General features: G+C 41.6%; 28 protein-coding genes and 2 pseudogenes. 12 read left to right on the top strand and 18 right to left on the bottom strand.

Annotation, left to right across the window (positions count from 1 at the left end; all coding sequences use genetic code 11):
* The first annotated feature begins 266 nt into the window (after positions 1-266).
* Positions 267-731: an NUDIX hydrolase gene (locus ACTWPM_RS10130; protein ID WP_443132925.1), complete on the top strand. Its 465-nt coding sequence runs from the start codon at positions 267-269 to the stop codon at positions 729-731.
* A 147-nt stretch (positions 732-878) separates the two neighbouring features.
* On the opposite strand, the gene ACTWPM_RS10125 is transcribed toward ACTWPM_RS10130, so the two are convergent.
* Positions 879-983, bottom strand: a complete 105-nt coding sequence (locus ACTWPM_RS10125; protein WP_014645089.1) for a putative holin-like toxin — start codon at positions 981-983, stop codon at positions 879-881.
* A gap of 238 nt (positions 984-1,221) precedes the next feature.
* Here ACTWPM_RS10125 and ACTWPM_RS10120 point away from each other — a divergent pair, with 238 nt between their 5' ends.
* Both ACTWPM_RS10120 and ACTWPM_RS10115 read left to right on the top strand, forming a co-directional pair.
* Positions 1,222-2,397 carry an MFS transporter gene (locus ACTWPM_RS10120; RefSeq protein WP_443132924.1) on the top strand — a complete coding sequence of 392 codons (1,176 nt, stop codon included), beginning with the start codon at positions 1,222-1,224 and terminating at the stop codon, positions 2,395-2,397.
* 802 nt (positions 2,398-3,199) lie between these two features.
* Complete coding sequence (locus tag ACTWPM_RS10115; protein ID WP_443132923.1) at positions 3,200-4,504, top strand: alpha/beta hydrolase; 1,305 nt, start codon at positions 3,200-3,202, stop codon at positions 4,502-4,504.
* A 45-nt stretch (positions 4,505-4,549) separates the two neighbouring features.
* Here ACTWPM_RS10115 and ACTWPM_RS10110 read toward each other — a convergent pair whose 3' ends face one another.
* The 3 genes from ACTWPM_RS10110 to ACTWPM_RS10100 form a co-directional block, all read right to left on the bottom strand.
* A complete protein-coding gene (locus ACTWPM_RS10110; RefSeq protein ID WP_443132922.1) occupies positions 4,550-5,272 on the bottom strand; it encodes a Bax inhibitor-1/YccA family protein in 723 nt (240 codons plus the stop codon).
* 126 nt (positions 5,273-5,398) lie between these two features.
* Positions 5,399-6,022: a response regulator gene (locus ACTWPM_RS10105; protein ID WP_443132921.1), complete on the bottom strand. Its 624-nt coding sequence runs from the start codon at positions 6,020-6,022 to the stop codon at positions 5,399-5,401.
* Entirely contained in the window at positions 6,000-7,352 is a 1,353-nt protein-coding gene (locus ACTWPM_RS10100) for a sensor histidine kinase (protein WP_443132920.1), read from the bottom strand. The genes ACTWPM_RS10105 and ACTWPM_RS10100 overlap by 23 nt, the downstream gene beginning before the upstream one ends.
* Before the next feature lie 146 nt (positions 7,353-7,498).
* On the opposite strand from ACTWPM_RS10100, the gene ACTWPM_RS10095 reads away from it, so the two are divergent.
* Genes ACTWPM_RS10095 through ACTWPM_RS10085 form a run of 3 tightly spaced genes read left to right on the top strand, consistent with a single transcriptional unit; the run spans position 7,499 to position 10,269 of the window.
* Positions 7,499-8,146, top strand: coding sequence for an anthranilate synthase component II (locus ACTWPM_RS10095; protein ID WP_443132919.1), 648 nt, complete (start codon positions 7,499-7,501; stop codon positions 8,144-8,146).
* Positions 8,143-9,867: an aminodeoxychorismate synthase component I gene (pabB, locus tag ACTWPM_RS10090; RefSeq protein WP_443132918.1), complete on the top strand. Its 1,725-nt coding sequence runs from the start codon at positions 8,143-8,145 to the stop codon at positions 9,865-9,867. Before ACTWPM_RS10095 ends, pabB begins: the two co-directional genes overlap by 4 nt.
* Before the next feature lie 33 nt (positions 9,868-9,900).
* Positions 9,901-10,269: a thiol-disulfide oxidoreductase DCC family protein gene (locus tag ACTWPM_RS10085; protein WP_443132917.1), complete on the top strand. Its 369-nt coding sequence runs from the start codon at positions 9,901-9,903 to the stop codon at positions 10,267-10,269.
* A 12-nt stretch (positions 10,270-10,281) separates the two neighbouring features.
* Here ACTWPM_RS10085 and ACTWPM_RS10080 read toward each other — a convergent pair whose 3' ends face one another.
* The 5 genes from ACTWPM_RS10080 to ACTWPM_RS10060 all read right to left on the bottom strand — a co-directional run bounded on the left by ACTWPM_RS10080 (position 10,282) and on the right by ACTWPM_RS10060 (position 13,967).
* On the bottom strand, positions 10,282-10,458 hold the full coding sequence (locus ACTWPM_RS10080; RefSeq protein WP_443132916.1) for a hypothetical protein: 177 nt from the start codon (positions 10,456-10,458) through the stop codon (positions 10,282-10,284).
* Positions 10,459-10,488: 30 nt separating this feature from the next.
* Entirely contained in the window at positions 10,489-10,800 is a 312-nt protein-coding gene (locus ACTWPM_RS10075; protein WP_443132915.1) for a DUF2178 domain-containing protein, read from the bottom strand.
* On the bottom strand, positions 10,793-11,002 hold the full coding sequence (locus tag ACTWPM_RS10070) for a helix-turn-helix transcriptional regulator (RefSeq protein WP_443132914.1): 210 nt from the start codon (positions 11,000-11,002) through the stop codon (positions 10,793-10,795). The genes ACTWPM_RS10075 and ACTWPM_RS10070 overlap by 8 nt, the downstream gene beginning before the upstream one ends.
* 1,055 nt (positions 11,003-12,057) lie before the next feature.
* Positions 12,058-12,624 (bottom strand): biotin transporter BioY, encoded by a 567-nt coding sequence (locus ACTWPM_RS10065; protein ID WP_443132913.1) that lies wholly within the window; start codon positions 12,622-12,624, stop codon positions 12,058-12,060.
* Between the two features lie 332 nt (positions 12,625-12,956).
* The gene (locus ACTWPM_RS10060; RefSeq protein ID WP_443132912.1) at positions 12,957-13,967 is read right to left on the bottom strand and encodes an NADP-dependent oxidoreductase; all 1,011 of its coding nucleotides are present in this window, start codon (positions 13,965-13,967) and stop codon (positions 12,957-12,959) included.
* A gap of 147 nt (positions 13,968-14,114) precedes the next feature.
* Between ACTWPM_RS10060 and ACTWPM_RS10055 the strand changes: the two genes are divergently transcribed.
* Both ACTWPM_RS10055 and ACTWPM_RS10050 read left to right on the top strand, forming a co-directional pair.
* On the top strand, positions 14,115-14,879 hold the full coding sequence (locus tag ACTWPM_RS10055; protein WP_443132911.1) for a GNAT family N-acetyltransferase: 765 nt from the start codon (positions 14,115-14,117) through the stop codon (positions 14,877-14,879).
* On the top strand, positions 14,857-15,567 hold the full coding sequence (locus tag ACTWPM_RS10050) for an alpha/beta fold hydrolase (protein ID WP_443132910.1): 711 nt from the start codon (positions 14,857-14,859) through the stop codon (positions 15,565-15,567). The genes ACTWPM_RS10055 and ACTWPM_RS10050 overlap by 23 nt, the downstream gene beginning before the upstream one ends.
* 32 nt (positions 15,568-15,599) lie before the next feature.
* On the opposite strand, the gene ACTWPM_RS10045 is transcribed toward ACTWPM_RS10050, so the two are convergent.
* Together ACTWPM_RS10045 and exaC are read right to left on the bottom strand one after the other, a co-directional pair.
* Positions 15,600-15,965, bottom strand: a complete 366-nt coding sequence (locus ACTWPM_RS10045; RefSeq protein ID WP_443132909.1) for a DUF779 domain-containing protein — start codon at positions 15,963-15,965, stop codon at positions 15,600-15,602.
* A gap of 25 nt (positions 15,966-15,990) precedes the next feature.
* Entirely contained in the window at positions 15,991-17,511 is a 1,521-nt protein-coding gene (exaC, locus tag ACTWPM_RS10040) for an acetaldehyde dehydrogenase ExaC (protein ID WP_443132908.1), read from the bottom strand.
* Positions 17,512-17,709: 198 nt separating this feature from the next.
* On the opposite strand from exaC, the gene ACTWPM_RS10035 reads away from it, so the two are divergent.
* Positions 17,710-18,585 carry a 5'-3' exonuclease gene (locus ACTWPM_RS10035; RefSeq protein ID WP_443132907.1) on the top strand — a complete coding sequence of 292 codons (876 nt, stop codon included), beginning with the start codon at positions 17,710-17,712 and terminating at the stop codon, positions 18,583-18,585.
* Between the two features lie 30 nt (positions 18,586-18,615).
* Here the strand turns inward: ACTWPM_RS10035 and ACTWPM_RS10030 are convergent, their stop codons facing one another.
* The 4 genes from ACTWPM_RS10030 to ACTWPM_RS10015 form a co-directional block, all read right to left on the bottom strand.
* Positions 18,616-19,878 (bottom strand): helix-turn-helix domain-containing protein, encoded by a 1,263-nt coding sequence (locus ACTWPM_RS10030; protein WP_443132906.1) that lies wholly within the window; start codon positions 19,876-19,878, stop codon positions 18,616-18,618.
* 143 nt (positions 19,879-20,021) lie between these two features.
* Positions 20,022-20,654: an SDR family oxidoreductase gene (locus tag ACTWPM_RS10025; protein WP_443132905.1), complete on the bottom strand. Its 633-nt coding sequence runs from the start codon at positions 20,652-20,654 to the stop codon at positions 20,022-20,024.
* Between the two features lie 99 nt (positions 20,655-20,753).
* A complete protein-coding gene (locus ACTWPM_RS10020; protein ID WP_443132904.1) occupies positions 20,754-21,689 on the bottom strand; it encodes a PD-(D/E)XK nuclease family protein in 936 nt (311 codons plus the stop codon).
* 30 nt (positions 21,690-21,719) lie between these two features.
* Positions 21,720-22,064: an MGMT family protein gene (locus tag ACTWPM_RS10015; protein WP_443132903.1), complete on the bottom strand. Its 345-nt coding sequence runs from the start codon at positions 22,062-22,064 to the stop codon at positions 21,720-21,722.
* 114 nt (positions 22,065-22,178) lie between these two features.
* Between ACTWPM_RS10015 and thiD the strand changes: the two genes are divergently transcribed.
* The 3 genes from thiD (at position 22,179) to ACTWPM_RS10000 (ending at position 24,029) form a co-directional block, all read left to right on the top strand.
* A complete protein-coding gene (gene thiD / locus ACTWPM_RS10010; protein WP_443132902.1) occupies positions 22,179-22,979 on the top strand; it encodes a bifunctional hydroxymethylpyrimidine kinase/phosphomethylpyrimidine kinase in 801 nt (266 codons plus the stop codon).
* Positions 22,980-23,044: 65 nt separating this feature from the next.
* Positions 23,045-23,680, top strand: coding sequence for a Type 1 glutamine amidotransferase-like domain-containing protein (locus ACTWPM_RS10005; RefSeq protein WP_443132901.1), 636 nt, complete (start codon positions 23,045-23,047; stop codon positions 23,678-23,680).
* A gap of 100 nt (positions 23,681-23,780) precedes the next feature.
* Complete coding sequence (locus tag ACTWPM_RS10000) at positions 23,781-24,029, top strand: YrvL family regulatory protein (protein ID WP_443132900.1); 249 nt, start codon at positions 23,781-23,783, stop codon at positions 24,027-24,029.
* Positions 24,030-24,086: 57 nt separating this feature from the next.
* Here ACTWPM_RS10000 and ACTWPM_RS09995 read toward each other — a convergent pair.
* The 3 genes and pseudogenes from ACTWPM_RS09995 to trhO all read right to left on the bottom strand — a co-directional run.
* Positions 24,087-24,545 (bottom strand): annotated as a pseudogene (locus ACTWPM_RS09995) (RNA-guided endonuclease TnpB family protein); the annotation flags it as partial.
* Positions 24,542-24,739: pseudogene (locus ACTWPM_RS09990) on the bottom strand (transposase family protein); the annotation flags it as partial. The pseudogenes ACTWPM_RS09990 and ACTWPM_RS09995, both read right to left, overlap by 4 nt.
* 161 nt (positions 24,740-24,900) lie before the next feature.
* Positions 24,901-25,842 carry an oxygen-dependent tRNA uridine(34) hydroxylase TrhO gene (gene trhO, locus ACTWPM_RS09985; RefSeq protein ID WP_443132899.1) on the bottom strand — a complete coding sequence of 314 codons (942 nt, stop codon included), beginning with the start codon at positions 25,840-25,842 and terminating at the stop codon, positions 24,901-24,903.
* Between the last annotated feature and the right edge of the window lie 32 nt (positions 25,843-25,874).

Raw genomic sequence — 25,874 nt, 5'->3', positions numbered from 1 at the left:
GTGTCGAGTTGATTGAAAATGCTGTGGAAAGAACCAGCAAGCACTTATAAGTGAGAAGCAGCAGGGCAGGTGGTTTTCATCCAAATTATTCCACCTCAGGTCAAACAGATATTACCATTTGATCTATTTTAACATAGGCGGAAGGGAATGCTCTTTAAATAAAATCTCAATAATGTTTGAAGTTGGATCAGAAAAGGTGGTTCAATTAGGGGGGAGGCGACCTGCACGAGGCACATCCAAATAAGAATAAGGGAGTACATCATGGTATGGATTATATAACGTATATCCGCTCTAAAGTAGGAAAGGATCGCGTCATTATGGCAGTATGCGGCGCGTTTGTTATTGATGAACAGAACCGGGTGTTATTACAACTCAGAGCTGATACGAAGACCTGGGGGCTGCCTGGAGGCTTTATGGAGATGGATGAAAAAGTGGAAGAAGCGGCTAGACGTGAAACCAAAGAGGAGACAGGACTTGAGCTAGGGGAAATGGAACTGTTTGGGGTGTATTCAGGGACACAACTGCATAAAACTTTTCCAAATGGTGACCAGGTAGCCCTTGTCCAGATTTTATTTACTTGCCGGGAGTTCTCCGGGGCCTTCAATTTTCAGGATGGAGAGACATTAGATGCCCGCTTTTTCTCATTGGATCAATTACCGGATCATATATTTGAGAAACACAGAAGATTCTTAGATGATTACATAAACAAGCAGCCACCCGTTATAGGATGATGCATGGCTGAATATACTTGTGGTACAATAAAGTCAGAATTGAACATTCGAAAGGCCGCAGCGTCCACTGCGGCCTGACAGGCAGCTGTTCCGAAGGGATCGGCTACTCACTGAGGAATAGACCTCTCCCGTTACCAGACAGGAGGTCTATTTTTTGTTGGTCATTTTTATGACCAACGCAAGCAGAGCAATAAGGAAAGTTCCAAAAGAAAATAGAACCATGAACACCTCATAGATACTCAAAAAAGGCATCACCCCCTTTCCTTTTCGATAAGGGGGCAGCCGACCTCCTATATAGAAACACTACCTGATTGTCATTTTATCATAACTAATCTAGTTCAATGGTATGAAAATAAAAGGCTTATAATTTTTTTGATATAGTAAATCGTTTACATTTATTTTTATGGTTTTAAGTAAAGAAGCCGTGGGAAAACCCTCCAAGCAATCAAACAGTTTGAATGTATATTTTAACCATCAGGAGGTAACTCACATGTCCCGAGGAAAGAGTATTCATGCTCTTATCATTCTCATGTTCACCCAGTTTATATCGGGTGGAGTGACAAATACAAAAGGAATTGTGCTTGATCAAGTAGAACAGGATTTAGGGCTTGATATGAGCCAATTCGGTCTTGTCGTTTTTATATTTCAATTAGGTTTTACGCTAGCTAGTGTGCTGATCGGTTATTATACCGATAAAAAAGGACTTCGCATTATGACAATCATCGGCTCGATTATTATGGGACTTGGATTTCTCGGTACTGGTCTTGCTCCTAATATTACGTTCTTTTTAGGGTTTTATATGATTGTCGGATTTGGGCTGGGCTCTCTGGGGGTTGCGTCTAACGCAATCGTACCGGCTGCTTATCCAGATCGGCAAAACAAGATGTTTAATTTAGCAATGGGTGTATATGGATTAGGAATGGTCGTCTTTCCTCAGTTCTTGAACTATCTTTTCCAGTTTGCTTCCTGGCGTTATTTCTATATAGGGATTGCGGCAAGCCTTGTAGCTGTTATTATCTACATTACTTCCGTTCATTTCCCGTCTGGAAAAGCTGAGAAGATTGATTTGAAAGCCTTCATTCCTATGTTAAAAGATGCTCAATTCGTATTTCTTATGTTTTTCTTAATCTTTGAAGTTTCAGCGGAAGTCTCCTTTATGAACTTCTTTCCGAGTTACCTTAAATCTCTTGATTTAGGCGGTATTTCTACAGCAGCCAAAGAAGACATGGTAGCTACCATTCTATCGCTGTTCTCTGTATTCTTTATGGCAGGCAGACTTGCTATTGCTTACCTAACCAACTGGATCAATGAACGCATTATATTGATTACGTTCTCAGCAGGTTCCCTGCTTATGGTAGGAATCAGTTTCTTGTTTGCTAATGATTTCCCTTATCTTTTCTCCGGTGCGGGATTGTTCTTCTCAACGCTATTCCCTACCGCGACAGCCTTTGGTACGCAGCTTTCTAAAACGGGCGGTTCTGCGCTCGGTTTAATCTATATTGCTTCCGGTATCGGCGGCGGTATTGCAGGTTATATTGTAGGTTTGGCTTCAGAAATGTTTGGTCAGGCAGGAGGATTCAGCATTGTGCTTATATTCTTGCTTCTCATGCTCGTTACAACCTTCTTTATGAATAGTAAGAAGTCCAGCCAATTAAAAGAATCGTAAATCAGAAGGATACAAAAAAGCATGGTCTCGCAAAAGACCATGCTTTTTTATAAATTAGCTCTGTGAAATCTTCAAATATATTATAGTTAAGCCCCCGATATTGTAAGACTGATTTCGAGAAATTGGTTATGAGGAAGGTCATTCGGGGGACGACTTCGCTTTCCGCGGGCATGTGGTGAGCTTCCTCGGGCTTAACAGCCCTGCGGGATCTCACCGACCACGTTCATCCCGCAGGAGTCTTCGTCGTCCCCCTCCAGACCTGGCCGAATCAGAAACTCGAAACCACTTAAGATATCTTCTAGATGAGCAAAAAAGCAAGTGAATCCGAGGCTATTTCATGCTGTAAAGATGTGGAATATCCTGTCATAGAAGTATTTAAGACCAGTTAAGAAGGAGATTCTTCTCTCTTCTAGAAGGGTCCGTTTTTCTTAAACATGTTGAGTTGGTGGGGAAATGGTGAGACTCCTGTGGGAGAAGGGAGTAGGCGAGATCCCACAGGGCGCAACCCGAGGAAGCTTGCCGGTTCCCCCACAGGAAAGTGAGTTATTTCCCCACCAGCCCGCTCCTCATTTCGTAACGGACCCAAGATATCTCGAATTCGAGTCTTACACAATCCGGCCCGATAGTTGAAGACCATTTTGGGATGGAAAATTAACTATAATCTTTTACAGAACCTAGAAATTACAGATTTTAACGCACACATATGTTATAAATAGGTTAATTATTAAAATTCTTATAATATTTATTATGGAATATTATTCTGTCTTAAGTGCGTATCTTTGAGGAAAAAGGGAGGTTCATTATGCGTGTTTGGCTGCCGATCATCATGTTGGTCTTTTTAATAACAGCTGGCTGTAGTGAAGGAAATCAGACATCTAAAGGAAGTGATAAAGTGGGAGGAGATAATATAGAGGGGGAATGGAGCGGTTCTATTCAAGTCCCCGATCAGCCCTTAAATATCACCGTTAAGTTTCGTAATGAGGAATCTCTGGAAGGTAGTATATCTATACCTGCTCAAAATATAGAAGACTACCCTTTGAGTCAAGTGAGTTTGAATGGGAAGGAACTGGCTTTTCAAATGTCTATTTCAGGTCAGTCTCTCCGTTTTATTGGAGCGGTAGAAAAGGATTCAATAAGCGGTACATTTACACAGTCCGGGAAGAATTTTAACTTTGAATTAGAGAAACAAAAATCTTCTTCCTCCAATGCAAGTAAGGAAAACTTTATGACCATTGAAACAATTACCGGTACCTTATATGGATCTTTGCTTTTACCCGAAAAAGATTCGAGACAACCGGTTGCCTTGATTATCCCTGGCTCAGGACCAACAGATCGTAATGGCAACAGCCCCGGCATTCAAGGAAAAAACAATAGCTTGAAACTTCTTGCGGAAGAACTTGCGGATAGGGGAGTGGCAAGTGTTCGGTATGACAAAAGAGGGGCAGGTAAAAATGCTCAAGCAGTTACGAAGGAAGGAGACATACGCTTCGATCAATTTGTAGATGATGCTAAGCAATGGATTGATAAACTTAATCAAGATAAGCGCTTCTCCGAAGTAATCGTAATTGGGCATAGTCAAGGGTCTCTGGTTGGCATGATTGCTGCTGAACCAGAAAGTACAGATGCTTTTGTATCCATAGCAGGAGCTGGACGAACGTTTGATCAATTGTTAGAAAACCAGCTGGCTGAAAGTTTGCCAGATGATTTATATCAGGAAAGCCTCAAGATCCTTGATAAGTTAAGAGGAGGGGAAAACGTTCAGGAAGTGAGCGATCCTCTAATGAGTGTGTTTAAGCCCTCCATACAGCCTTTCTTACAATCGTGGATGGCCTATGATCCCGCTGAACAGATGAAGGAAATGGACATTCCAACGCTGATTGTTAATGGAACGAATGACCTTCAAGTTCCCGAAAAGGAAGCACAAATTCTAGCAAATGCCAATCCTGAGGCGGAATTACTGCTCATTGAGGATATGAATCATGTGCTGAAAAAAGCACCCGCGGATCGAGAGGGGAATCTGAAGACGTACGGAGATCCTGATTTATCACTAGCGGAGGAATTAGTCCCGGGAATTATGGAATTTTTGCAACAGCATGGAGTTAAGTAGAAGAGTAAAAGGAGCCCTCCCGGATTTGGAAAGGCTCCTTTTATATTATCGCCTAAGTTTTTGAAGCAGACGGAGAATTTCAATATACAGCCATACAAGTGTGACGATCAGTCCAAAAGCGCCGTACCATTCCATATGTTTGGGAGCACCGCGGTTGACGCCTTCTTCGATAAAATCAAAGTCTAAAACAAGGTTCAGCGCAGCGATTGCGACAATAAATAAACTAATGCCAATGCCGATCGGACCGCTGGAGTGAAGATAAGGGACTTCCATCCCGAAGAAAATATTCATGACAAAGTTGATGAGATAAACGACAAAAATGCCGAGAGTAGCGGACACCACCATCAGTCTGAAGTTTTTAGTCACTTTAATGACTCGAGTCGCATATAGGAACAGCAGCACACCCATAACGGCAAGAGTTAAGGATGCTGCTTGAATAACGATGCCGGGATAGCTGCTTTCAAAAAAGGCTGAAATTCCTCCGATAAAGAAGCCTTCGAGTGCAGCATAAATTGGAGCAGTTATAGGGGCTGCTTTAGGTATAAATGCTGTGATCAAAGCAAAAATCAAGCCGCCGATTGCCCCGATCAGCATCATAACCGTAACATCTACTCCTAAAGAATACTGGTACCAGGTGTATAGGGAAGTCCCTAAAAGAAAAATGAATAAGAGTGCAATTTTAGCTACTGTGCCACCAAGTGTCATAGTTTCCCCTTGGCTGCGGCTTCTGAATGTATCGTTTTTTAATACAGGATTTCCTGTTCTCATGTTGTCACTCCTTTGGATAGCTTGTCATAGTAGTGTATTAGAGCAAAATATATTTCATTACTGTAAGATAGTACCCTTACAGTCCGAATTTACACTTAGAGCCGCACAGGTGACTTCAGAAATTGTTTAACGGGTGTACCATTTATAAAGCTTCTTTGGGCGTCCGATTTTCTGATGACTGACCACTTGTTTTACTTTGCCTTCTTCTAAAAGATGCATAAGATAGCGGTAAACGGTAGGGTAAGCGAGCCCAACTTCTTTAGAAATGCCATCTACTGAAATCGGCGATTTATGTTTCTTCAGGAAACTGGCTACCGTTTGTAATGTTCCCTTACTGATCCCCTTCACTGTGAAGACGTCCTCTTCTTCATCTTGAACACTCTTCATATTGGCGATTTGAGCATGAAGACGGATCCGTGATATTAAGTCAGGTGCCTTCACGGGCTTTAATGCGAAATCAGTTGCGCCTTCTTCCAGGAAGCGGTCGGCCACTTCCTGCCGTTCATCTACCGTCAGGACAAGGATCGGGATCTGCTGATTATGCTTGCGCAGTTCGCGAACGGTCTGTAAACCATCCATTTCAGGCATATGGTAGTCAACTAACACCACATCGAATGTCCCTTTTAGGAATTTCTCTATCCCCTCTCTGCCGTTCACTGCTGTATCGGATTCCCACTCCGCATGTTTGCAGAATTCCGTTAGCATGAAACGCAGGGATTCGTCATTATCAATGATCAGGATCTTCATCATTCACTCTCTCCTTCGGTATATGAATCCAGAATGTAGTGCCAATTCCATGTTCACTCTCTATGGACAACTCGGCTTCATGTTCTTGGACTACATTTTTTACAAACGTCAAGCCGACTCCAGGGTGGGACTTGGTACTATATCCGGCATTCCATATTTTCTCTATATTTTCTTCGCTGATCCCATGTCCATTATCTTTCACACCGATATAGACACCGCCTTCACCCACTTTCGAACAGATAGTTACGGTGGCGTCACTAAGACCTTCTACGGCGTCACTTGCGTTATCAATTAAGTTTACAAGTGCTCGAGTCATCCTGATTTTATTAATATAAATCTGAATATCCTCATCTGCTTGCAGATCAAACTCATAAATGGTAGCCGAATCTGAAAGTTTATTAGCACGCACATATTCAATGAATGTCTTTAATGTACACCAATTTTTCTTTTCATGGTACAAGATTTCAGAAACCATGTCGCTGGTTGATTGGATGGATGAGGAGATTTTATTGGTGTAGCGGAGAATTTCAGGATCCTCTGTTTTCATTTGAATTAATGAATTCAACCCTTCCATCAAGGAGAGTGGGGTCTTCAGGTCATGTACAAGATGCAGAGCTTCTCGCCCAGAGCGTGACTCCACCATTTCCAGGCGGGCAATGTCCAGGTCCTGGCGCATTTTCCATTTTTGTTCTGAGACCGTTAAATAAACAGCCAGCACGATAGCGTTGACGATAAATACGGCACTGAAAACCAGACTGTAAAACGATAGTGTTGTACCAAAGCCAAGTTGTTCAGCGATCGTCTTCACTTCCATTGAAATCGTGCCGCCTCCGAATCCAAATGCGCTTAAAAATAATACGGTATCGAGCCATTGGACCCCAAAGAGTAATTGTGCTAATACAAAGGATTTAAAAACAGGACGAAGCCTTCCTTTACCGAGCATGTGCAGAAGTGTAATGGACAATAACAGGAGCAGGGCAGGGGCGCCGAAATGATAATTAATGGAGTTATACCCGTTAATAATCAGGTAACTTAGCGGAATAATGGACAAGGGGATAAGCACCTTGAGCCAGGACTTCTCGTAATGGGCACCTACCTCATCTCCTAGAAGCAAGGCTCCTATATAGTGTGGAAAGGCACGAATGGTGTTTAATAAAACAAGAGCAAAAGCGGCCATCATTAATGTGCTTCCATTTGGTTCTTCTCTTAACTTTCTCATTAGAGAGGAAAGCCCGGAGACCTCCACGCTCAACCATAAAGGCATCGTTATTCCCAGTACGATTAGAAGGATCTTTATCCAGATACTTTTGGAGCGTAATAAAGCTTTATTCATCCTAAACCATCCTAACGCCGCGATTCTTTCTTTTCATTCTAATACAGGAGAGGAATTTTTTCGATTCTTTTTTACGTAAAAGCGTTAATATAAGGTGATGATTTTTCCTCTAAGAAATTATAGAATCAAATGAGAAAGCTTGTATAATGATAAAAGAAACCATTACATCAAGTGAAGGTGCTGCTATTATGATTTTAATCTTAGATAACTATGATTCATTTACTTATAATCTTGCCCAATATTTTAAACAAATCGATAAAGATGTGAAAGTATATAGAAACGATCAGACATCCATTGAGTGTATTAAGAAACTTAATCCCGACTTTATCGTTTTATCCCCCGGCCCTGGGTCTCCCGCAGAGACAGGGGTGTGCCGGGATGTCCTGGAGTATTTTCATAAAACGATCCCCATCCTTGGGATATGTTTAGGCCATCAATTAATTGTAGATTTTTTCGGGGGTACGGTCAGAGAGGGGACCCGGCCAATGCACGGAAAAGTCACGAGAATCAACCACGACGGGAATTCAGTTTTTCGGGACGTTCCAGAGAATGTTCAAGTCACTCGTTATCACTCCCTCCATACCCCTGCGAAGGAGCTTCCAAATACTCTTGAAGTTAGTGCTGTATCGGAGGACGGGGTCGTAATGGCCGTGAGGCATCGCACACTATCTATAGAGGGCATTCAATTTCATCCAGAGTCCATCATGACAGATTACGGGTTTCAGATGCTCTTTAATGCTTATCATTCCGCTGTTTCCACCTATAGCAGGGAATTGGAGGGAGCGCTTCAATGAAAGGGGCGACTTTAATATTTGAGTTTAGTGACCGCTATGGAAACAAAACTCCCAAAAGATTTGCTGATCCAGACCGTATTATTTCCGCTGAAACAATCGAACAGGTAGAGCAAGCGTTTCTTGAAGTTAATGAGGCATTAAAACAAGGCTTTTATGCTGCTGGGTTCGTTTCCTACGAAGCTGCGCCTGCCTTTGATCCTTCTTTTCAAGTTCATTCAAGCCCAGAATGGCCGCTGGTCTGGTTTGGAATATTTAATGAACCGGTTTCCAGCGAAGCAAGTGCCGAATTGGGATCGTTTCAAGTATCCGATTGGCATATGGAAGGCGATTACAACCAATACAAAAATGGTATAAGCCAGATTAAACAGGCTATTAAGCTGGGGGAAACTTATCAAGTAAACTATACAACAAGGCTGAAAGCTGACTTCTCAGGAGATGAATATGCTTTTTACAGACAGTTGGCTGCTGCACAAAAATCTTCATACTGTGCTTATATTAATACGGGGAGGCACCAGCTATTGTCCGCTTCACCGGAGTTATTTTTCCGCATTGATGAGGGAACAATTATGACAAAGCCGATGAAAGGTACAGCTGCGCGGGGTAGATTCCCTGCGGAAGATGAGAAATTAAAAGCAGACCTTCATTGTTCAGAGAAGGAACGCTCAGAAAACTTGATGATTGTGGACTTACTTCGAAATGATCTCGGGAGGATTGCTTTACCCGGTACCGTTCATGTACCTGAGCTCTTTGAGGTGGAAACTTATCCAACCGTGCATCAAATGACCTCCACGATAAAAGGACAGCTCGCTGATTCCTTCAGCATGTGGGAAGTCTTTCAAGCTTTATTCCCATGCGGTTCGATTACAGGCGCCCCTAAGGTTCGGACGATGGAATATATAAAAAAATTAGAGCCGAGTCCTCGTGAAGTATATTGCGGAGCCATAGGATATATGACCCCTGAAAAGGAGGCAGTTTTCAACGTTCCCATCCGTACGGTAATGTTGGATGAAGGAACGGCCGCCTATGGAACGGGCGGAGGAGTGACATGGGAGTCTACCTCTGAGGGAGAGTATGAGGAGATCCATACAAAGGCCAGGCTTCTGACAGAATCCGCTCCTGAATTTCGATTGTTGGAAACGATGAAGATGGAAGACGGAATGATTTTTTTACTTCCTTACCACCTGAAACGTGTGAAGAGTTCAGGAGATTATTTTGGATTTAAAGTCGATCAGGACTTGCTTTTGCAATCACTAAGTAAAATCTCATCTTTCCATCAAGAAGGGGTGTACAAGGTAAGAATGTTAGTAGATCAAGAAGGCGAGCCTGAAATTGAGTGCAAACAATTAAGTGAATCCCCGGCAGTTTTAAACGCTGAATTGGCCGATGAACCAGTTGACGAGCAAGATCCTTTTTTGTTCCATAAAACAACCCACAGAAAGGTTTATGAAAAGCATCAAAAGGAGAATGCATTGGTGCTGCTTTGGAACAAACAGGGCGAATTAACGGAGTTTACCATAGCCAATCTTGTGGTGAAATTTAATGGAGAATTTTTCACGCCGCCTATTTCCTGTGGTCTGCTATCAGGTACTTACAGAAAACAGTTAGTAGAAGAGGGAAGACTAAAGGAGAAGGTTCTGAGGAAAGAAGAACTGGAGAAATACCAGGAAATATGGATGATTAACAGCGTTCGTGGGTGGGTTAGAATCCACCTTATGGATTAGCAATCACTTTGAAGAAACAAAGGAGATGTTGGAATGAAACATGTGGTTTTTTATGATGCTCAATGTCCGTTCTGTTACCAGATCAAGAGAGTGTTCAGTAAGTTTGACTGGTTGGACCAAATTAAGTGGGTATCTGCTCAAGAGGTCGACCAAAGTGGAAAGTACCCTTACTTAGAAGGCCGGAATACCATGGATGAGATTCATATGCTGACAAAGGAGGGAGAGATCAAGAAAGGATTCTTTACTATACGCAGATTATTGCTTGTGCTGCCGCCGGTTTCTATGATCGGTCTTCTTCTCTATTTACCAGGTTTGAATCTTATCGGTTCTCCTCTTTATCAATGGTTTTCAAGCCACCGGTACCAATGGTTCGGTCGCTATGAATACCCTAGATATTCCTAGTGAAACGCCCCCCTAGTCGCGGGGGCGTTTTTTATTCTGACGTTTCCACATGCTTCTTGCGCCAAAAATAATAACGATAATGGCTATGAGGAGCGCTGTCCAGCTGTCATTTGCAACCCCCTGGTAAATGCCATTCCCAAGAAACAAAAAACATAGTAACAGAAAAATCATAAGTGAGATCGTATTCATAGCTGTACTCCTTAACTTTTAAGTTTGATATTAGTTATGTGTAGCGTGGTGATAAGCAAACAGACCATAGGCTGTCATGTGTCCAATATATAGAAAAGTGAGCAGAAAGAAAGAGAAGGTAACTCCTTCAACTACGATTTCCACCGCCCAGGCGATAATAATCAGGCCGGAGGTAACCATCCAGGCGCCTGCTCGCGCATGGACACTAATGGTCTGCTGACGCTCATCGAGCTGTCTATTTTTCTTCATATACTTACGATTAATTAAAATAGCCGCTAATGCAATCGATAATCCCAAAATTAGTCCTGAAAGTCCAACCATGTTATTCCAGAAATCATTCAATGTTTTCATCTCTTTCAAAGATAAATAGATCTTCGATATGACAGCTAAAAACCTGGGCAAGTTTGTGAGCAAGGACTAATGATGGCTTATACTTTCCTTTTTCAAGAGATATCACTGTCTGTCTTGAAACATTCAGCAGCTCTGAGAGTCGCTCCTGGGTCAATTGGTGGGCGATTCGTCGATCTTTGATGACATTTTTCATAGCTTCCTCCAATTACAAATTAGTAAAGGTGACTTTACGTAAAGTTTACTTTACCAACATGAGGCAGTCAAGTTAAATTTGTGTTGAAAGTAAAAAATAAGCCGGAACGGAGTTCCAGCTTATTTTGTAAGCTTTTATTGAAATTGAACAATCGAATTAGTTTCATCACCTATAGTACTAAAAACTTCAGCACGAACGTCTTTATCGAACAACTTTGGTCAAATTTTTCCTTTCGATTAAACTCTGTTTATCTTCCTTCTTGATCTTAAAGATAAGCTCCCCTTACTGGAAGACTCAGTTTCGAGACTTTTGTGAGAATTAGGTCCTGCGGGGGACGATTTCGCTTTCCACGGGCATGTGCTGAGCTTCCTCGGTGCGGGATCTCACCGATCATGTTCATCCCGCAGGAGTCTTCATCGTCCCCCTCCGGACCTGGCCTAATCATAAACTCGAAACCACTTCATACACTGTTTACTTAGTGAGAAAGAAGCATGGGGTGAGAGAGTATTTTCATACTAGCACCATGTGGAAAAGCTTGTCATAGAAGCATTTAGGACCTATTTAGAAGGAGAGCATTCTCTCTTCTGGAAGGGTCCGTTATTCTCCCGTGGCTGGGTTGATGGGGAAAAGGCGAGAATCCCATGGGAGAAGGAACTAGGTGAGATCCCGCAGGGAGTGAAACGAGCGAGGAAGCTCATGGTAAAAGGAGGATCGACTAAGGTCGCCACGTCCTGTGGCAACGTCGATCGACCCTACGTCGTGTAGGGCCATAGGAAAGTGTTCAAATGTGGAATCACCCCGAAAGACACTCGATACATAAGCCGAGCATCAAAAGGCTGGTGGTTTTTCCAGCCGTTGATGAACGGCTTATGTATCGAGTGTCTGGGTGATGGAACAAGACGAGTTATTTCCCCACCAGCCCCTTCTTCATATCGTAACGGATCCAAGGTATCTCGAATTCGAGTCTTCAAAAATCCGGCCCTATTGTGTAATAATCTCTTGTGAATAATCAACATTAAACTTTAGCAGAGCCTTCGATTTAATAGTAAATGTATTTAAGCCACAGCTTTCTTGGGATGGATTAAATTCGCTTGGACCAGACGCTTTCTGACAGTTATTCCAATCCAGCTTGCCAGAAAGGCTTTAATCAGCCCTACAGCGATAAATGGATATACGCCGGATGCCAGAGCTTGCGGCCAAGTGAGATCTAACACAAACTTTAATTGGATGGTACCAAATAAAAGGGTGATAATCATTCCGGCTGTGTTGGCAATTAGAGCCAAGGATAAGTTGAATGACGTTTTTTCTAAAATATACCCAGTGACAAATGCCGCAGCAATAAATCCAATGATATAACCGCCTGTTGGACCAACCAGCACCTGAGCCCCGCCTTTAAAGCCTGCAAATACAGGCAGGCCGGCAGCTCCTAAAGCAGCGTAGCATGTCATTGCTGCAGCTCCCTGGCGACTTCCAAGAATGGTCGCCGTTAATCCTACCGCCAATGTCTGGCCACTGATCGGAACCACCGGAAGAGGAATTTCTACTTGAGCCAATATAGCTGTGATGGCTGCAAAGATAGCACAATTAATAATAATTCGAAGTCGTCTGCTCTCGGAGTTCAAATAAATCCCACCTTGTTAACTTATTTTATTATAGGTTAACATAAATGTTTTGAGAGTGAATATATTTTTTAGTTGCCTGAAAATAAATGAATTATTTATTTCATTTTCCCTGGTGCTAAAGCCAATAACCCGTTAAACCTTGTGGTTCATGGCAGAGGGAGCCCGTGATCTGGAATTTCAATTTTGAGGATATTAAGGAATTGTGATTGAGGAGCAATGCGTATTCTGTAAATAGAATTGACGCAGCATAGAACAAAAAGAGAGCGCACATCATCTGTGCGCTCTTTCAAATAGACAGGTTTGTAATAGAAAGGAAACCTGCAATAATTGGATTAGGATTTTTGAGCAGGTTCTGCTACTTTAACAAGCTGCTTACCAAGGTTAGCTCCTTCAAATAGCCCAAAGAAAGCGTCAGGAATGTTTTCGAAACCTTCGGTGATCGTTTCTTCATATGTCAGTTTCCCTTCGCTCAACCATTTGGACAATTGCTGAAAACCTTCGGAGAAGCGGTCTTGATAATCCCCTACAGTGAATCCTTTAATTAATACACTGGACTTAATTAAGTGCATGTGAATACGCGGTCCCTGGTCATTCGGAACGTTATAGGACGCAATGGTACCACATTGGGCAATTCTTGCATATTTATTTAGAAGAGGATAAACCGCATCGGAAATATCTCCACCTACGTTATCGAAATATACATCAATACCATCTGGACATTTCTCCTGAAGGGCTTCAGATACATTTTCTTTTTTGTAGTTGATGGTTGCATCCACGCCAAGTTCTTCTGTTAAATAACTTGTTTTTTCGTCCGTTCCAGCGATGCCCACAACGCGGCAGCCCATAATTTTACCTATTTGAACGACGGTTGAACCAACAGCACCTGCTGCTCCGGAAACAAGAATAGTTTCTCCTTCTTTAGGTTGACCGATGTCCATCAAGCCAAAATACGCAGTAAGGCCTGGCATGCCAAGAATGCCGAGAGATGTTGTAATCGGTCCTAGACTTGGATCGATTTTACGAAGTCCTTCTGCTTTTTGTACTGTATATTCTTTCCATGGAAGCATTCCAGTGATAATGTCACCTTCACTTAATTGGTCAGAATTGGACTGAACGACTTCTGCCACAGCTCCGCCTTCAATAGGTTCGTTTAGTTGAAAAGGTGCGACATATGATTTGGCATCGCTCATTCGCCCTCTCATGTAGGGATCGACTGATACGTATAACATTTTTAGGAGTACCTCTCCTGAGCCTGGTTCAGGCTGGTTATTTTCTACAATTTTAATATGTTCATGTGTAGGTGTGGCTTCTGGTCTTTCTACTAAATGGATTTCACGGTTCATTTAAAAAAACTCCTTTCATGGGTTTCAATCTTCATTGTATCGCGTAAGGTTCTTTAAATGAAAATAAAGTGATTGTTAATACCATATCGGCCGCAGATAAGGTAGGATGAAAGGGGAACAGTATAGAACTAATAGCTAGGAGGCCTTATGGAGCAAAAGCAGAATTTATATAAAAAAGTTAAATTTGTTACAGGGGAAAATTTTATAACCATAGAAGAAACAGGTCACTTAACAGAGCGGGAATTCTGTCAATTAACAGATTTTCTGGTTAAAGATAAAAATATTCAGCAGGCGGACCATCTGACTATTCTAGTGAACAGCGATCGATCAAAAGAGATAGAAAAGCATCTGAAATCCCATCTGTTCCAATTTCATGATGAGAAAACCTTCGTAAGGTTTCAGCTCAAAGAAGAGGTGAAAGAGGCAGAAGCTTTTACCATAAAATCTTTGAGAGATGTCTCTGTGGAACACTTTAAAGAAGTTTGGAAAAGATCTATGGAAGGGTCTTTAAACGCTTCAGCATATTTAAGTATGGATGAACAAATAGAAAGCGTAAGAAAGGAATTGGGCTCTTCATACATAGATACATGTAATGTGGCTTATGAAGATGGAAAAGCCATTGGAGTGGTGATGCCTCACATCGAGCCTGGAACAGAGGATGAAGGGCGGATGTTTTATTTTGGGCTGGTTCCAGAAGCACGTGGCCAAGGGAAAAGTTCGATTCTTTACAGCCAGGGATTACATATGTTGAAGAAGAAATTTGGGGCTTCGTATAGTGTGGGGGCTACAAGTGTACATAATTATCCCATGCTTTCTGTATTTAAGCGGAACGGCTGCGAGGTTGTAGGAAAAATTAAATTATTTAAAAGGTCGAATAGAGGGGGATTCGATGATTCTTCATACCACCATTAAAGGAGCAGGGGAGCCTTTAGTGTTTCTGCATAGTAGGCTGGAAACAGGGATCACAGACTTTGAATACCAGTGTGACCAGTTATGTGACCAGTATCAGGTAATACTTCCTGATTTAAGAGGCCATGGCAATTCCTTCAGTGATGAATTCAACCACTACTTTGAGAATGCAGCCCGTGATCTTGCTGAAACTATGGATCACTTACAAGTGAATAAAGCTCACATCATCGGCAGTGACCTGGGAGCATTTACGGGGATTTTACTGGCCCGTAATCATCCTCACAGAGTAAAGAGTCTGACGATTTCAGGCATGTATCCTAAAAAACCTGCCCGCTGGAAACAGATGCATAGAAAAGAGTTAGAGAAACAAAGACATCTTCTTCGTGATAAAACGAAAATCGATTATTACAACCGGCTACATAATACAAACTGGAGAGAATTTATTTACCTTGCAAGAAACCCCGATTGGTATCCATTTTATTTAGCCGAAGGTTTAGTAGATTTAAGGGTGCCTGTGTTTTTCATAGCTGGCGAGTCAGTTCAGCAGGAAGCAAGTGGTGCTTCGATTTATGGAGCTTTTCCCCATATTCATAAAGCGGTCCTTCCTTTTGCCGGCCACCGCGTCCATAAAGATCAGCCAGTTCTTTATAACGATATTCTTCTGCAGTTTTTTCAAAAACAGCCCATTTAAAACAGCCCTCTTCCAATGAAGAGGGCTGTTCCTTATGGTTCTGCGCTTTGAAGTTCAGCGGCTTCTTCTTTTGTAAAAGCGCGGGATCGGGATAAAAATCTTTTTCCTTCTACTCCTTCTAAAGAGAACATTCCCCCGCGTCCATCTACTACATCAATAATCAATTGGGTATGCTTCCAGTAGTCGTACTGCTTTTTGTTTATATAAAAGGGGGAAGAACCAATTTCACCTAGTAGAAGATCCTGATTGCCTATCATTAAGTCACCGTCTGGATAGCACATCGGCGAACTTCCATCACAACACCCTCCAGACTGATGAAACATGAGAGGTCCATGCTTACCTTTCAGCTGTTCAATCAATTCGAGGGCGGCATCGGTTGCAGTCACACGTTCGACCATCGTTTGTCACCTCCTCACTTAAGATTTAATAGAATCCTAGTTTCTGAGGACTATAGCTGACGAGCATATTTTTAGTCTGTTGATAGTGGCTTAACATCATTTTATGATTCTCTCGCCCAACCCCAGACATTTTGTATCCACCAAAGGCTGCATGTGCAGGGTAAGTATGGTAACAGTTTGTCCAGACTCTACCGGCTTCAATGCCCCGTCCGAAACGATAAGCTGTATTCATATCCCGAGTCCAGATGCCGGCTCCCAGGCCATACAATGTATCATTAGCGATGGACATGGCTTCTTCTTTGTCTTTAAAGGTGGTAACGGAGAGGACAGGCCCAAAGATCTCTTCCTGAAAGACACGCATGTCGTTTGTTCCTTTAAACATGGTAGGCTTTACATAGTAGCCATCTTTAAAGTCGCCCTCCAGCTGGTTCCTTTCACCGCCAACAAGGCATTCCGCACCTTCCTCTTTTCCGATTTGCAAGTAGGATAAGATCTTTTCCAGCTGTTCAGAGGAGGCTTGAGCTCCCATCATAACTTCAGGGTCCAGTGGGTTCCCGGTTTTGATGGATTTCACACGCTCAATGGCACGGTCCATAAACCGGTCATAAATCGATTCCTGAATAAGAGCTCTTGATGGACATGTACAGACTTCACCCTGGTTTAAGGCAAACATGACCATACCTTCAATTGTTTTATCTAAAAAGTCATCATCCTCACGCATAACATCTTCAAAGAAGATATTTGGGGATTTTCCTCCAAGCTCTAACGTGACAGGGATGATGTTCTGGGAAGCATATTGCATGATCATTCGTCCGGTTGTTGTTTCACCAGTGAAGGCTACTTTATTAATACGTGGATGCTGGGCAAGAGGCTTACCTGTTTCTAACCCAAACCCATTGACTACATTTAGTACTCCTGCCGGAAGAAGATCCTCAATTATTTCGAGTAAGTACATAATGGATGCTGGCGTTTGTTCGGCTGGTTTTAATACAATTGCGTTCCCTGCTGCAAGAGCCGGGGCAATCTTCCAAGTTGCCATCAGGATAGGGAAGTTCCATGGAATAATCTGACCTACGACTCCCAAAGGCTCGTGAAAATGATAGGCGATGGTATCCTGATCAATTTCGCCAATCGATCCTTCCTGCGCACGTATCACTGATGCGAAATAGCGAAAATGATCCACGGCTAAAGGGATATCAGCATTTAGAGTTTCACGTACCGCTTTTCCGTTTTCCCATGTTTCAGCTACTGCTAATTTTTCTAAGTTTTCTTCCATCCTGTCTGCGATCCTATTCAGGATCAGCGATCGTTCGGTAACGGAGGTTTTCCCCCAGGCATCTTTTGCCTGATGAGCAGCTTCAACAGCTAACTCAACGTCTTCTTCTGTTGAACGAGCTACTTGACAGAAATTCTGACCTGTCACAGGTGTTGCGTTTTCAAAGTATTCCCCATTTACTGGAGGCGTCCATTTGCCGCCAATGAAGTTATCATAACGCTCTTTGTATTGGACAATCGATCCTTCTGTATTCGGAAATGCATAGACCATTCTTATTCCTCCTCAGTGCATAATGAAGTGTAAACGCTTACAAAAAACTTTATGTAAAGAGTAGACACTTATCTTGAAACTAGCATGTTAACAGAATTTTGTCAATTATTAGACGAAAAGGGGATATAAACCTCTTAATGCCCATTTGCTTCTATTTGTTATAATAGAGTCAACTTACCAATAAAGGAGAACAGGTGAATGACAACAACTAACCGAATTATGGTAGTGGACGGAATGGCTTTGTTATTCCGTGCTTTTTATGCTACAGCTATGAGTAATTATTATATGATTAATAGTAAGGGGACTCCGACTAATGCAGTCTATGGTATGGTGAAGCACCTTTTTACAGCGATAGAAAAGTATCAGCCCACACATGTCGTCTGCTGCTGGGATATGGGGAGTCAGACATTCCGCAATGATTTATTCCCGGATTATAAAGCTAATCGAGGGGCACCGCCCGAAGAATTAATTCCTCAGTTTGATCTGGCTAAAGAAGTGGTCGAATCTCTCAATATACCAAATGTAGGTCAAGCTGGTTATGAAGCTGATGATTGTATGGGAACATTAAGCCGCCTTTACAGCGAGCACTCTCAAGTATTTCTGCTTACAGGCGACCAGGATCTGCTTCAGTTGTTGCAGCCTAATGTTCATGTCGTCCTATTAAAAAAAGGATACGGTAATTATGCTGAGTATCATCAAGATTCTTTTTATGAGGAAAAAGGAATCACTCCTTCTCAAATGGTGGATTTAAAAGCTCTAATGGGAGACAGTAGTGATAATTATCCAGGAGTAAAAGGGATCGGTGAAAAAACGGCTCTTAAGCTTTTAATGGAGCACCAGACCATTGAAGGGATTCTTGAGAATTTAGATAAGCTGACAAAAGGGCAGCGTGCCAAGATTGAACAAGATTTAGAAATGCTTCACTTATCCAGACAGCTTGCCAGAATTAATTGTGAAGCAGATGTCAACTGTTCCCTGGAGGAAGCACTTTTCTATATTGATGATGTGAAAATGGAAGCTAAATTTGATGAACTGGAGTTCCGAAATTGGAAAAAGAATTTAGTTCGCATGTAAAAGTCGGGAGCATTCACGCTCCCGACTTTTTTATAATAAATCTTTTTTTTGTGTGAACCTGAAATTGTTGGCTTCTTTAAAACACATGGCTGATTTCTTATATAATCGCTTTTGATAGAAAATATTACCCAGCATTTCCAAGTAGGTTTTATAATCTTCGTATTCATTTAATTCTCGCATGCTTGGTATAATTTCATTCTCGAGTTTGTCGATGAATTCGTCATTATGAGTTGTCTCATTAATGGTGTGACGTAGTACGAAAAACTTATGAATGAAAAATATACTGCTAGAGTCTTTTGCTTTTTGCTCTCCTAAACGAATATAATCCCAGCAAGCCTTCATGTCGTTGCAGTAATAACTTGTAGAGGCGAGAAGGTAGAGGGTGCTAATCTCAAAGTATTTTTCAGACGTTTCGATACCCTGTGCCTTTTGTAAATAATGTAAGGCTTCTTGATGGTTTTCTTGATTTGCGTAGATATACCCGAGGTTATGAAAGATTCTTCTTTTTTCTAGCTGGGGAAGATGGTACTTAGCAAACTTAAGTAATTTAAGAAAATATTCCTCCGCCACGGAATGGATGTTCAAATATCTGTAATTCAAGGCAACGATCATGTAAGTATCAATAAGTCTTGAATAATTGAGGTTGTTTTTATATCCTTCTATAGCTTTCTCTCCGTAATAAATGGACTCAATAGATGATCGGATTTTTAAATAGGCGAGTGAAATATGAAAATAGTTTTCATATTCATTTATCGGAAGTTTTTCCATCCGGTTATTGGCTTGCAAAAAATGGTGTAAACTTTCTTTTACCTCATCCATCATTAAATGATTAATCCCTAAGGTTTTATGATAGAAAAATTGGAACTCTAATGAAGAGTCAGGGAAAATGTCCGTCAATTCTTTGAGAAAACTCTTATTTAGCAGTTGATCTTCCCTTGTAAGTATATGACGGGCCTGAAAGATTTTATATAAATGTACTAATTCAATGTTACGATTATCTTCTAGTGCCAGCTCACATTTTCTTTTCAACTCATCCATTAAAGACAAATCTCTTAGTTGAGCTGCTTCGTGCCACTCAAGGAGATCTTGATAAATTTTTTCATCAAAATCCTGATTAATATCGTTAAGCTTAATATTTAAACGTTCGCCAAGGAGTCTGTATATTTCTTCACTGGCGTTAATGGTATTATGTTCAATTTTACTCAGGTAAGAGACCGAACATATCCCGGTCGCCAGGTCTTCGAGGGTCATATTATTGAACTTGCGATGTTGTTTAATTAATGAACCTTTCAATGTGCACAACTCCTTTAAAGCGCATAAGTATGTATATTATATCAAATCATGCCGGCTCTCCGTGTTTTTCTCTATTTTTTCTCGATTCTTTTCCAAAATAATAAAAGCCATCTCCAGGCGGAGATGGCTTTTATCCAGGCTAATTATAGGGAGCGTAAAGCTTCTTCAATCTGAGTATCGCCTGAAATCATTTCAAACGTTTTATGGAAAACGCTTTGTTCCTGTAAAGCAGCAATCATGGTTTTTGCAACATCCGCGCGAGGGATGGAGCCTTGCTCAACCGTTTCGCCTACTTCAATTTTGCTCGTTCCTTCTTCATGCGTCAGTCCACCTGGACGAACTATAGTAAAGTCGAGTTCAGTGGACTTCAAATAATCATCCGCTTCGCCCTTCATTTGTAAATAATGCTTCAATTCTTCTGGGCCGCGTTCCGGGTCACCGGCTGCCATGGCACTCAGCATAATGAATTTCTTAATACCTAAGTTCTCTGTGTGCTTGATCAAATTAATAGCGCCGTCACGGTCGACCGCTTCGGTTTGGTCTGCTCCTGTACTTGCTCCGGAACCTGCTGCAAAGATAACAGCATCTTTTCCTTTGATTGCATGACCTACATCTTTAGTCAAGTCCGCTAAAACGGGAGTACCTCCGAGTTCTTCAATCTTTGCTTTTTGTTCCTCTTTACGTACCATACCAAATGGCTCATGACCATCTTCTTTTAGATATTGGATAAGTAAACGGCCTGTATGTCCGTTTGCTCCTGCTACTAGTACTTGCATGCTTAAAACAACTCCTTCCGATAAATATGTTTTGTCCACTCCTTATTTAGCCTTTTTTCCAGAGGTTAAAACATAGGAGCAGGTCAAAAGGAGGGTGAATTATGGAAAGCAAAGTTCCTGATAGTTGCAGCGAGCACAGATGCGAGGGTCATCCTGCATGGTAAACTCCTCGATTGGAAGAGGTTTGTTTTTAGAGGGATCCTCAAGATAAGCTTTCATTTGCTCCATACTGATCTGATATAAATGCTGCACATTGATTAAATCCTGCTCTTTTAGTTGGTATTCAACATGGGTACCTTCAAGTAAGTATTCATTTCGGATAATAATATCTCCAATGGACGAAATGTCATATTTCTGTTTGAGATACAAAGCATACAGAGCCAGCTGGTTTCGGTCTTCATCGGAAGATTTACCGGTTTTCCAGTCTACAATGACCCACTTATCCTTTAATAAATCTTTGTAGACAAGGTCCATCACAATGAAGATCTTAACTCCATTGGCTTTCATAAAACGGAAGTCCTCCGATTCGATAAAACGCATGTGCTTTTTATTTAAAACGTCTTTAAAAGAACGGCTGGAGTAAAAATTCTTTACCGTAGTTTGGAGCCGATCTGTTATTTTCTTAACTTTAGCTTCAGGAAGGTTATTGGATTGACTATAGTAAATCTCGTGAAGCATTGTGTAGTGTTTAGGCCGGTTCATCCATAAATGCTCTTTACGTGTGGATTCAATAAACCCTCGATTTAAATGCCTCCGTATTTCTTCAGTCAGGGCTTGTTCATCAGGAAGGTGCTGATCTTTTAATACTTGCTGTATGGTCTGATAAATCAGGTCGTGAACGATACTACCAAAATGCATCTCCAAATTTGTAATCTTTTTTAAACGATACGTTTGTCTGGCAAGAGAGTCAGCATCCTTCAGCCAGCCATTATGCGAAAAATAGTAATCATATGCATATTTACGAGAACACGTCAGCATCGTTTTGTGACGTGAAAGGGACCATGATAATTCGGGATAGGGCTTAATTTCAAACATAGAAAACCTCCACTGTATATGTAACAGTTTTTATAATTGATCTTCGGGAAAGTTAGAATGAATAGGGAGCTCGGAGGCACTTGCTTGAAATTCCTGCAAGTTGATTCTCCATTGGATAACGGGAACCCCTTCACCTTCAAGAGTCATTCGTTGACTTTCTGCTCCGGCTTCATCATGTATGGCAATTTTACCTTGTGCATTAATTACCCGGTGCCACGGCAGGTCGTGTTTTTGGCTCATGGAGTGAAGGAGCCGGGCTACTTGTCTTGCTGCACGTGGGTTTCCGGCTAGCCGCGCAATCTGCCCATAGGTCATCACTTTTCCTTCAGGTATTAGCTTAATGATCTTCAGGACATTCTGGGTAAAAGCTTGCATAGGTCTATCCCTCCTCACACTTTAATTTTACAGTAAAAAAAGGAGGTATGAATAGATTCTGGAAAAAAGGATTTGTTACAATTTAAATAAGATAACGAGAGGGGATAAATAAGTATGAGTATACCAAGAGTATTGTCCATTGCAGGTTCTGCGTCGCAGGGGAGTGCGGGAATTCAAGCTGACTTAAAGACATTTGAAGAATTTGATGTTTATGGCATGAGCGCTATTACAGCCATTGTGGCTAATAATAAAACAACTTCTCAAGGGATTTTCACCCAATCTTTAGAAGCGATTGAAGCACAGGTGTATGCTTCTCTTGAACACGTGGGAATAGATGCTCTTAAAACAGGGATGCTGTTTACCGAAGATATTATTAAGCGTTCGGCTGAACTGATTCGCTACTCTCAAGTGAGAAACATAGTCGTTGACCCTGTAATGGTAGGTAAAATGGGATCTCAGCTGTTAAAAGATGATGCTATTGATGCGCTTGTTGAGGAATTGCTGCCAATGGCAACGATTATTACACCAAACTTGCAGGAGGCGGCACGTATATTAGAAGCCCCTGTACCAGAGAGTCCTGAGGATATGAAAGCTCTAGCAAGAGATCTGCAAAGCCTTGGGCCGCAGTATGTCCTTGTTAAAGGCGGTGCTTTAACCGATTATCCTGCTGTTGATATTCTGTTTGATGGAACAAGTATGGTAGAACTTGAATCAGAGCGTGTGGAGACTATTCATACAAGCGGAGCAGGCTGTACCTATTCTGCCGCAATTGCAGCCGAACTTGCGAAAGGAAAATCGGTGGAAGAAGCTGTTCGGAAAGCGAAGTCATTTGTAACCAGCGCCATCGTTTATGCTTTGTCCTTTGATCGAGGAATCGGCTCTGCATATCATGCTGCTCATCGAACCAAGAACTAGTAATAGAACATCCTTTTGCTTATATTTCGTTTTCAAGTGTATAAAGAGGGGGGAGGGACATAAGGTTGAAGAGCTCTACTCATTTATTCTTATTTGGTTCGGGGCCGCCCTTTACTCCGAAACTAGCTGAACAATTTAAAAGTTTAGCAAGAGGAAGCAAAATTGCTGTCCTTTATATAGAGAGGGAGGGGGCTGCCGAATACCTTCCCCGTTATACCAATTGTTTAGGTATTTCCGATCCTGAAATTTTTTATCTGCCTTTAGGGGACGAATACTCGCAAGAGGATATAGCAGTTCTCGAAAGTGCAGACGCAATAGTCATAGGGGGAGGAGACACTGTTTTATACAGAAAATTTATTGTAGAAACGTCAGTGGGGGAGATAGTGAGAAAGTTGTTTGAACAGGGAAGACCTTTAGCTGGTTTCTCAGCGGGAGCACTGATCTCTCCTGAAGAATGTGTTATTTCTCCTAACGATAACATACAAGAAGTTCAGCTTTTCGAAAAAGGCTTAGGTCTCCTGCCGGATACAGTTGTTTCAGCTCATTATCTTGAATGGGAAGAGGAACTCAATCTCAAAAAGGCTGTTCAGAAGACTGAAGTAACCAAAGGATATGGAATTGCAGAAAGCTCAGGGGTTTATTTAAAAAATGGACGTCTTAGCGATATAGAAGGTTATATCCATATTGAAAACAAAAACTAAAGAAGATTTAGGTAAAACTCCCACCTCAGGTCATCCATAATATGGATGACCTGAGGTGGGAGTTAATGGATATACTGGTGGTCTATAAGGGAGGAAAAGAATGAAAAAACATAGGTTTCGTCATTCTTTTAGAAAAGATAAATCCATGGTTTTTATAAGTGTGGGTTTCTTGCTTCTGCTTGGAATAACCACAGTATTTGGCGTCTTTTTCTTTGGAATGGTCGGTTTATTTGAGCTGATGGGGGTTTCGTATGAGTCTGGCTGGTCGCTGCTCTTGTTTGGAGTACTTATTTCTATTTTAGGATTATTCTTTGAAGCGGCAGTTGCACTACCCCCACTTACTCGCTGACGCTTCTTGAAGTAGGGGGATTCCTAAGAGCACAAACCTAACGGTTCGTTCAAATGATTAGGCTAGCCCCGTCGCACCGACGGTTGGAAGGATCCTCTGAATCTCCTTCAATATATTTAAGCTCGCATTTAGATCGCGGTTGTGGTGGCTGCCACAATTCGGGCAATCCCACGTTCGAACAGCGAGATTCTTCACCTCACCGTTTTGGTATCCACAATAGGAACACAGTTGCGAACTCGCAAAAATTTTCGATACGGGTAGTAATTGTTTTCCGTACCATTCTGCTTTGTATTCGAGCATAGTAGTGAACATCGACCAGCTCGCATCACTAATCGATTTGGATAGTTTTCGGTTTTTGAGCATATTGGAAATTTGGAGATTTTCTACCCCGATCACATCGTGGTTTTTGATGATTTCGGTAGAAATCTTATGCAGATAATCTTTGCGAGAGTTCGTAATCTTTTCGTGGAGTCTGGCTACTTTAATCCGTTGCTTATGCCAATTCGAAGATCCCTTTCAAAGATTTTAAGGTGTTGGATTTTCTGTATTCTGTAGTCGTGGATGCGATCGGTCCATTCTCCGCAATCCGTACACCTGTGATTCTTTCTCGGCAATTCCACATGAAGATGAAATTCTCCTTCTACTTCTTCACTTTTCTTTATTATCGCCTTTTGTAGTCCTGGTATGGGCATGTTAGAATACACGTACACGCAACTCCTTTACTGCTTGTTTCTCGACAATTCAAGTGTAGTAAAGATTGGAGCTTGCGTGTTTTTTTATACCAAATTTTTTATCTACCCCAACAAATATTTTAGAGCCAAAAAACTCGCCTGACATTGAGTCAAGACGAGTTTTTTACAATGATTTCAATTTATTTAGAAATCCTGTCATATTTATCGATTTGTTTTTTACGTTCCGCATCCCAACGGTTCTCAGGGTGCTCTTTACATTCTGCTGTACATGCCGCATGTTGTTCCTCTTCACAATCTTCACAACAAACGTATTGTCTATTACATACCGGGTTGCTGCAATTGATCATGCGATCTTCTTGTTTACCGCAGTGTTCACACTGTGCGATAACTTTTTCCTCCACCTGATTAATAGGTACAGAGATACGTTCATCAAACACATACATTTTACCATCAAAGAGCTGGCCCTTTATTTCTGGGTCTTTACTATACGTGTTAATTCCACCTTCTAGCTGATAGACATCCTCTACACCATTCTTCTTCAATATTCCAGTCAGTTTTTCACACCGAATTCCACCTGTGCAGTAAGTGATTACTCGTTTATCTTTCCATTCATCTGCGTTTTCAGCGATCCATTCCGGAAACTCACGAGAATGGTTCACTTCTGGACGAATGGCGTTACGGAAATGCCCGATACGGTATTCATATTCGTTACGTCCGTCAATGACCACCGTGTCCTCTTCTTGAAGAAGTTCATAGAATTCTTTTGGTTTTACGTGCTTTCCACCAAATTCTTTAGGGTCGATATCATCATTTTCAATGCTCCAGTTTACAAGTTCTGGTTTCACTCGGCAATGCATCTTCTTAAAGGCATGGCCTTCATGTTCATCCATTTTGAACTGGATATCTGCAAAACGTTCATCTGAACGGACAAAGTCCATATATTCCTCTACTTGGTCCACGGTGCCGGAAACGGTTCCGTTTATTCCTTCTGGAGCTACGATAATTCGCCCTTTAAGACCAAGGTCTTTACAGAACTTCAGGTGGTTTTGACAGTATTCTTCATAATCAGGAAGGTCGACATACTTATAATACAGCAGAACTCGATAATCCTTTGAGCTCATAAGTGATTCCTCCTATATAGGATCTATATATC

This window comes from Halobacillus sp. K22, from assembly GCF_052246795.1.
In the GTDB taxonomy this organism is placed as follows: Bacteria; Bacillota; Bacilli; order Bacillales; family Halobacillaceae; genus Halobacillus.
The sequence above is the reverse complement of the archived record's forward strand: the minus strand, read 5'-3'. Positions and strand labels throughout refer to the sequence as shown.

Excerpts from the sequence above, each read along its gene's own strand:
- ACTWPM_RS10130 (WP_443132925.1), top strand. The coding sequence starts at position 267 with ATGGATTATATAACGTATATCCGCTCTAAAGTAGGAAAGGATCGCGTC.
- ACTWPM_RS10125 (WP_014645089.1), bottom strand. The coding sequence starts at position 983 with ATGCCTTTTTTGAGTATCTATGAGGTGTTCATGGTTCTATTTTCTTTT.
- ACTWPM_RS10120 (WP_443132924.1), top strand. The coding sequence starts at position 1,222 with ATGTCCCGAGGAAAGAGTATTCATGCTCTTATCATTCTCATGTTCACC.
- ACTWPM_RS10115 (WP_443132923.1), top strand. The coding sequence starts at position 3,200 with ATGCGTGTTTGGCTGCCGATCATCATGTTGGTCTTTTTAATAACAGCT.
- ACTWPM_RS10110 (WP_443132922.1), bottom strand. The coding sequence starts at position 5,272 with ATGAGAACAGGAAATCCTGTATTAAAAAACGATACATTCAGAAGCCGC.
- ACTWPM_RS10105 (WP_443132921.1), bottom strand. The coding sequence starts at position 6,022 with ATGATGAAGATCCTGATCATTGATAATGACGAATCCCTGCGTTTCATG.
- ACTWPM_RS10100 (WP_443132920.1), bottom strand. The coding sequence starts at position 7,352 with ATGAATAAAGCTTTATTACGCTCCAAAAGTATCTGGATAAAGATCCTT.
- ACTWPM_RS10095 (WP_443132919.1), top strand. The coding sequence starts at position 7,499 with ATGATAAAAGAAACCATTACATCAAGTGAAGGTGCTGCTATTATGATT.
- pabB (WP_443132918.1), top strand. The coding sequence starts at position 8,143 with ATGAAAGGGGCGACTTTAATATTTGAGTTTAGTGACCGCTATGGAAAC.
- ACTWPM_RS10085 (WP_443132917.1), top strand. The coding sequence starts at position 9,901 with ATGAAACATGTGGTTTTTTATGATGCTCAATGTCCGTTCTGTTACCAG.
- ACTWPM_RS10080 (WP_443132916.1), bottom strand. The coding sequence starts at position 10,458 with ATGAATACGATCTCACTTATGATTTTTCTGTTACTATGTTTTTTGTTT.
- ACTWPM_RS10070 (WP_443132914.1), bottom strand. The coding sequence starts at position 11,002 with ATGAAAAATGTCATCAAAGATCGACGAATCGCCCACCAATTGACCCAG.
- ACTWPM_RS10060 (WP_443132912.1), bottom strand. The coding sequence starts at position 13,967 with ATGAACCGTGAAATCCATTTAGTAGAAAGACCAGAAGCCACACCTACA.
- ACTWPM_RS10055 (WP_443132911.1), top strand. The coding sequence starts at position 14,115 with ATGGAGCAAAAGCAGAATTTATATAAAAAAGTTAAATTTGTTACAGGG.
- ACTWPM_RS10050 (WP_443132910.1), top strand. The coding sequence starts at position 14,857 with ATGATTCTTCATACCACCATTAAAGGAGCAGGGGAGCCTTTAGTGTTT.
- ACTWPM_RS10045 (WP_443132909.1), bottom strand. The coding sequence starts at position 15,965 with ATGGTCGAACGTGTGACTGCAACCGATGCCGCCCTCGAATTGATTGAA.
- exaC (WP_443132908.1), bottom strand. The coding sequence starts at position 17,511 with ATGGTCTATGCATTTCCGAATACAGAAGGATCGATTGTCCAATACAAA.
- ACTWPM_RS10035 (WP_443132907.1), top strand. The coding sequence starts at position 17,710 with ATGACAACAACTAACCGAATTATGGTAGTGGACGGAATGGCTTTGTTA.
- ACTWPM_RS10025 (WP_443132905.1), bottom strand. The coding sequence starts at position 20,654 with ATGCAAGTACTAGTAGCAGGAGCAAACGGACATACAGGCCGTTTACTT.
- ACTWPM_RS10020 (WP_443132904.1), bottom strand. The coding sequence starts at position 21,689 with ATGTTTGAAATTAAGCCCTATCCCGAATTATCATGGTCCCTTTCACGT.
- ACTWPM_RS10015 (WP_443132903.1), bottom strand. The coding sequence starts at position 22,064 with ATGCAAGCTTTTACCCAGAATGTCCTGAAGATCATTAAGCTAATACCT.
- thiD (WP_443132902.1), top strand. The coding sequence starts at position 22,179 with ATGAGTATACCAAGAGTATTGTCCATTGCAGGTTCTGCGTCGCAGGGG.
- ACTWPM_RS10000 (WP_443132900.1), top strand. The coding sequence starts at position 23,781 with ATGAAAAAACATAGGTTTCGTCATTCTTTTAGAAAAGATAAATCCATG.
- trhO (WP_443132899.1), bottom strand. The coding sequence starts at position 25,842 with ATGAGCTCAAAGGATTATCGAGTTCTGCTGTATTATAAGTATGTCGAC.